The organism is uncultured Gemella sp. (genome assembly GCF_963537375.1).
Classification (GTDB): Bacteria; Bacillota; Bacilli; order Staphylococcales; family Gemellaceae; genus Gemella.
On record NZ_CAUTDQ010000063.1, the window covers coordinates 1 to 6,157 of the forward strand.

At 30.1% G+C, this 6,157-nt stretch carries 5 protein-coding genes; 4 read left to right on the forward strand and 1 reads right to left on the reverse strand.

The window, feature by feature from the left end; genetic code table 11:
* Positions 1 to 480: 480 nt before the first annotated feature.
* The 4 genes from glyA to RYK99_RS08550 all read left to right on the forward strand — a co-directional run bounded on the left by glyA (position 481) and on the right by RYK99_RS08550 (position 5,180).
* Positions 481 to 1,698 (forward strand): serine hydroxymethyltransferase, encoded by a 1,218-nt coding sequence (glyA, locus tag RYK99_RS08535; protein WP_314991805.1) that lies wholly within the window; start codon positions 481 to 483, stop codon positions 1,696 to 1,698.
* Between the two features lie 188 nt (positions 1,699 to 1,886).
* Complete coding sequence (guaD, locus tag RYK99_RS08540; RefSeq protein WP_314991806.1) at positions 1,887 to 3,245, forward strand: guanine deaminase; 1,359 nt, start codon at positions 1,887 to 1,889, stop codon at positions 3,243 to 3,245.
* Positions 3,246 to 3,281: 36 nt separating this feature from the next.
* Positions 3,282 to 4,595, forward strand: a complete 1,314-nt coding sequence (locus tag RYK99_RS08545) for a solute carrier family 23 protein (RefSeq protein WP_314991807.1) — start codon at positions 3,282 to 3,284, stop codon at positions 4,593 to 4,595.
* Between the two features lie 114 nt (positions 4,596 to 4,709).
* Positions 4,710 to 5,180 carry an S-ribosylhomocysteine lyase gene (locus RYK99_RS08550; RefSeq protein ID WP_314991808.1) on the forward strand — a complete coding sequence of 157 codons (471 nt, stop codon included), beginning with the start codon at positions 4,710 to 4,712 and terminating at the stop codon, positions 5,178 to 5,180.
* Between the two features lie 71 nt (positions 5,181 to 5,251).
* Here RYK99_RS08550 and RYK99_RS08555 read toward each other — a convergent pair.
* Positions 5,252 to 6,157, reverse strand: a 906-nt coding sequence (locus tag RYK99_RS08555; RefSeq protein WP_314991809.1) for an LPXTG cell wall anchor domain-containing protein, incomplete at its 5' end; no start/stop codon positions are given.

Consider the following 6,157-nt stretch of genomic DNA (forward strand, 5'->3'; position numbering starts at 1 on the left):
ATCAGGTATTTATTTTTAACTTTTTTTGTCTCACATCATTTACAAATATACATATCAAGTATAGACCAATTAAAATTCACTAATTTTTTTACTATTTACATTTATTCCTCTTTCTATAGAACTATACTATTATTTATTTTATACATATCCCCTTCCAATCTTTCAAATAATTCACAATCTGTACTAGTGATTTTTATTTTTTTACTTATTTTACATATAATGTTCGCATTTTTACATCATTAATTAAATTTTTTAATAATTTTGACTATTTTTTTCATTTTTTAGTTTATTTATTTTTGATACTATGCTATTATTATAAGACAAAGAATAACAACTAATTTATAAATATTTATTTTTAAAAACTAGAACTATTTTTTAGTTAACATAGTTTCTAATATACATACATTTAATTTATAAGTTTATATTTCTAAAAATATAAATTCCAGCTATTCTAAAAATTATAAAACAAGGAGCATCATTATGGATAAAATTTTTGAATTAATTGAAAAAGAACAACATAGACAAGATACTAATATTGAGCTTATTGCTAGTGAAAACTTTGTTTCTAAAGATATACTAAAAGCTACTGGGAGTATTTTAACAAACAAATATGCTGAAGGATACCCTGGAAAAAGGTATTATGATGGTTGCGAGGTAGTTGATGAAATCGAAACACTTGCAATTGAAAGACTTAAAGAACTTTACGATGCTAAATTCGTAAATGTTCAAGCTCACTCAGGATCAAGTGCAAATATTGCTGTATATCTATCTCTACTTACACCTGGAGATACTGTTTTAGGAATGAGTATGGATGCAGGTGGACACTTAACTCATGGTAGTAAAGTAAACTTCTCTGGAAAATTATTTAACGCTGTTTCATATGGTGTAACGAAAGATACTCACCTAATTAATTATGACGAAGTACTACGTATCGCAAAAGAACATAAGCCTAAAATGATTATTGCTGGTTCAAGTGCATACTCTCGTATTATTGACTTTGCAAAATTTAGAGAAATCGCGGATGAAGTCGGTGCTTATTTAATGGTCGATATGGCACATATTGCAGGGCTTGTTGCTGCTGAATTACATCCAAATCCAGTACCTTACGCTGATGTAGTTACATCTACTACACATAAAACACTAAGAGGACCTCGTGGTGGTATTATTCTTACTAATAACGAGGAAATCGCAGTAAAAATAAATAAAATGATTTTCCCTGGTGCACAAGGTGGCCCATTAGAGCACGTTGTTGCAGCTAAAGCAATTTGTTTTGCTGAAGCTCTTAAACCTGAATTTAAAGTATACCAACAACAAGTAGTTAAAAATATGAAAGCTATGGTTGAAGCATTTAAAGCTAACAATATTCCTGTAGTTTCAAATGGTAGTGATAACCACCTGTGTCTAATTGATACATATTCTACTTATAACGTAACTGGTCATGATGCAAGTAATCTATTAAGTAAATCACAAATTACATGTAATAAAAATGGTATTCCATTTGATACATTACCTCCGATGAAAACTAGCGGTTTACGTCTAGGTGCCGCAGCAATGACTACTAAAGGATACGTAGAAGAAGATTTTGTTGAAATTACAAATATTATTTGTGATTTACTAAAAAATGGAGAAAACTATTTAGAAACAGCTCAAAAAAGAGTAGCTACATTAGTTTCTAAAGAAAGAAAAGAATTTAGATAAAAATACAATATAATAATTTTAAAACGACGAAGGAAACGCTCTTCGTCGTTTTTTTACGAACTTTGTTATTTGATTCAACCGTTAATCGTTCGTTTATTTTAAATTAATTTTATTATATTATATTTTTTTATTGACAACGTTCGTTTTCTATGTTATATTTATAAAAATTCTTTAGGAGAAATTAAAATATGAATAACAAAAAAATAATCAAAGCTTCTCTCTTTCATAGTCCTAAATATGGCGAAATCGAGTTTTTAAAACAGGCAATAATATTTATTACAGATAATGGAATTATTTCTAAAATTGTTAAACAAGAAGATGAAAGCTATCAAATAATTCTAGAAAAAGTTCTACACGAAAGTAATTATACTGACTTTGAAGATAAAATTCTTTTGCCTGGATTTATAGATTTGCACATCCATGCTCCTCAATGGCCGCAAGCTGGTCTTGCACTGGATGATGAATTAAGCTATTGGTTAAATAATTTCACATTTCCTTTAGAATCTAAATATAAAGATATCAATTATGCTAGAGAAGTATATACCGATTTGGTCAAAACACTATTAGCGAATGGTACTACTTCTGCAATGTATTTTGGAACTATTCATAATGAATCTACTTTGGAATTAGCAAAAATTTGTGCTAGTTATGGTCAAAGAGGGTTCGTTGGAAAAGTAGTTATGGATGATAAAACAATGAATCCTGATTTCTATCGTGACAATAGTACAAAAGAAGCTATAGATAATACTGAAAAATTCATTATTGATTTACAAACACTTGCAAAAGATGTATTTCAAGGTGTATATCCAGTTATTACTCCTCGTTTTGTTCCAAGTTGCACTGACAATGCACTTCTTGAATTAGGAAAATTAGCAAAAAAATATAATTGCTATATTCAAAGTCATTGTAGTGAAAGTGATTGGGAACACAATTTTGTTCTCGAACGATTTGGAAAAAGGGATAGCGAGGTTTTAGATCAATTCGGTCTATTAACTGACAAATCAATAATGGCTCACGGCAACTTTGTTAATTCTGATGATGTAAAGATCTTTAATCATAGAAAATCATCAGTTTGCCATTGTCCAATCTCTAACTCTTATTTCGCTAATGCAGTGTTACCTGTTAATAAACTGAAAAAAGAAGGCTTAAACATCTGCTTAGGTACTGATATTTCTGGAGGATTCTCCCCTAGTCTTTATGACAATATAAAGCATACAGTCATGGTTAGTAGAATGCTAAATGACGGAGTAGATAATAAACTAAAAGCCGACAACCGTGGTACTCATGATTCGAAAGTTAGTATATTTGAAGCATTTTATCTTGCTACCACAGGCGGAGGAGAAGCTTTGAAATTGCCACTTGGTCTTTTTAAAGAAGGTTACATTTGTGATTTTCAAGTCATTGATATCAATACACCTACCAATAAACTTCCAAATTATATAGATAATGAAGAAGATAAACATCTTCTTCAAAAGATATTATATCTTTCTACTTCAGAAAATATTCGTGAAGTTTGGGTTCAAGGTAAACAAATTCTTAAAAAATAGTAAAATTAAATTTAACATAAGGAGAAAAAAGTTTTTATGTCAAAAAATAAAAATCATTTAACAATAGGAGTTGAAGAAAATATTCCATTTTCACAATCTCTAATCTTAGGTTTACAGCACGTTCTAGCTATGGATGTCTACGTGCCACCTTTTATTTTAGCAACAGCTATTGCATTATCACCCGGTGATGCTACTGGTTTAATTCAGTCTACTTTCTTAGGAGCTGGGATTGCATCATTAATTCAAGTTTTATTCTATTTAAAACTACCTGTATGTCAAGGTCCATCATTCATTCCTCTTGGTGCTATTATTGGTATTTATATGGGAACTAAAAACCTTGGTACTGTTCTAGGAGCTAGTATTGTCGGTGCGATTTTAGTTATCTTGCTAGGTTATTCTGGTATTTATAAATATATAGTAAAAAATTACATACCTTCTATCGTTAGTGGAACTATAATTATGATCGTAGGATTAACATTACTTCCTTCAGCATTTGTTAGTAATATCTACATCGAAGGAAATGGTCTGACAATGAAACAAAATGTATTATTAGCATTCATTACAGCCTCTTCTTTAATTCTATTTTCTACTTTAGGAAATTACGTTAATAAGTTCAAAAGAATTTTCCAAATTTCTTCAGTAATTATCGCCTTAGCTATCGGAACATTTTCTGCATACTTAATGGATGGTTTTAATACTCAAGGAATTAAAGATGCTAGCTTCTTCTCAATGCCGAAACTATTTTTCTTAGATTATAGTATACATTTTGAAATCTCTGCTATTATTACAATGATTATTATTTACATGGTACTTTTAGCTGAAACTACAGGAACTTGGTATGCAGTAAGCTCAGTTATCAATCAACCTTTAAGCGACACTCAAGTTAACAAAGGTGTTATCGGGGAAGGTATCGGATGTTTAGCTGCCGCTCTAGTTGGAGCAACTCCTGTTACTGGTTACTCTACAAATGCTGGGATTATCTCTATTACTGGGGTAGCTAGTAGAAAAGTTTTTGTTATGGCTTCATTCTGGTTTATCGGATTATCATTCTTAGGTAAACTTTCTGCCGTAATTAATTCAATTCCTTCTGCAGTAATCGGTGGAGTATTCTCAGTAGTATGTATTATCATCCTGCTAAACGGATTTAGAGTTGTTAAAAATCTAGACTTCTCAGAAAGAGAATTATACATTATCGGAGTACCTTTAATGTTTACAATTGGATTATTATTTATTCCAGCAGAATTAAAAGCTAGTGCTCCACAGTTACTTCAATACTTAATAGGTTCTCCTATTGCTGTTGGTGCAATTGTAGCAATAATAATGAATAAACTTATTCCTTTAGAAAAATAATATTTAAAACTGGTGTTCAGTTGAGCATCAGTTTTATTCTTATTAATTTTATATTTTCCAAAAATATAGTATAATTATAACTGCTAATAAAATTAAAGAAATGGAGATATATTGATGACAGAAAAGAAAATGAATGTTGAAAGTTTTAACCTAGATCACACTAAAGTTGTTGCACCTTATATTAGACTTGTTGGTGTATACTCTGGGGATAATGGCGATAAAATTTATAAATATGATATTAGATTTTGCCAACCAAATAAAGAACACTTAGAAATGCCTAACCTTCACTCTTTAGAGCATTTAATCGCTGAACTTATCAGAAATCACCTTGATAATGTACTAGACTTCGGACCTATGGGATGCCAAACAGGGTTCTACTTATCAGTAATCAACAATGATAGTTACGAAGAAGTTGAAGAGGCACTTGCGAAAACATTAGAAGATGTTCTTGTTGCTACTGAAGTGCCAGCATGTAATGAAGTACAATGTGGATGGGCAGCATCTCACTCTTTAGAAGGTGCTCAAATGGAAGCTAAAAAATTCTTAGAAAAACGTTCTGAATGGAAAAACGTTTTTAGCAATTAATCGAAATTTATTCAAAATAAAAATGAGAAGTACACTTGATTTTGTAATCATTTGTACTTCTCATTTTTTAATTATTTACTGCTGTACTTTCTTCTAACTTCTAAAAGACCTATCATTAATCCTAGTCCAACTAAAACTGTGCCTTGTTCAGAAGATGTTTTACCTGTTTTTGGAAGAGATTCTTTTTTCTCAAAGTTATTACTCAATTTGTCTATATTTTGTGTAGCATCCTTGTTGTTTGAAGTATACTTATGAAGTTGATTATTTCTATTTAAATGGTTTTCATTTTGAGTTATATTTGCATTTAATTTTTCAAGATTATCACTTAAATGATAACTAGCTCCATCAATATTATTCGAATTTTCTTTTCTAGTTTCATTATTTTTAAAATGTGTCGATGCTGAACCTTCGATATTATTAATTGTTAATTCCTTTTCATTAGATTTCTCCTTTTTATTAAAATCAACTATCGCAAACAAACTAAAATGATTAATATTAAATTGAACTACTCTGTTATTTACTTCTGAAGGAATCAACGTTAACTTACCAGTTTTATCCACATGATATATTTCAATTTCGCTACTTTCATTTTCCAGTAAAGCTATTCGAACTATTCTTTCATTGTTTAAATGTACTACGTTATTATCCTTAGATAATTTCAAATCTAGGATTCTTACTTTATCCTTATCTACAGATAATTCTTTACTAATGATACTCAATTGTTGAACATCCTTAACGGATTTTACATTTAATGAAATATTATCAATTTTATTATTAAATAATTCTACTTCAACTCCTGATTTACCATCATTAATCTTTTCTACTTTTCCTACTGGAGCACTTTCTTGAATTAGCGCTTCACCTTTCTCGCTTACTACTAATTCTGGTAAGACTTCTTCTCTTAACGCCTCACCTTTCTCACTTACTACTAGTTCTGGTAAGACTTCTTCTCTTAACGCCTCACCTTTCTCACTTAC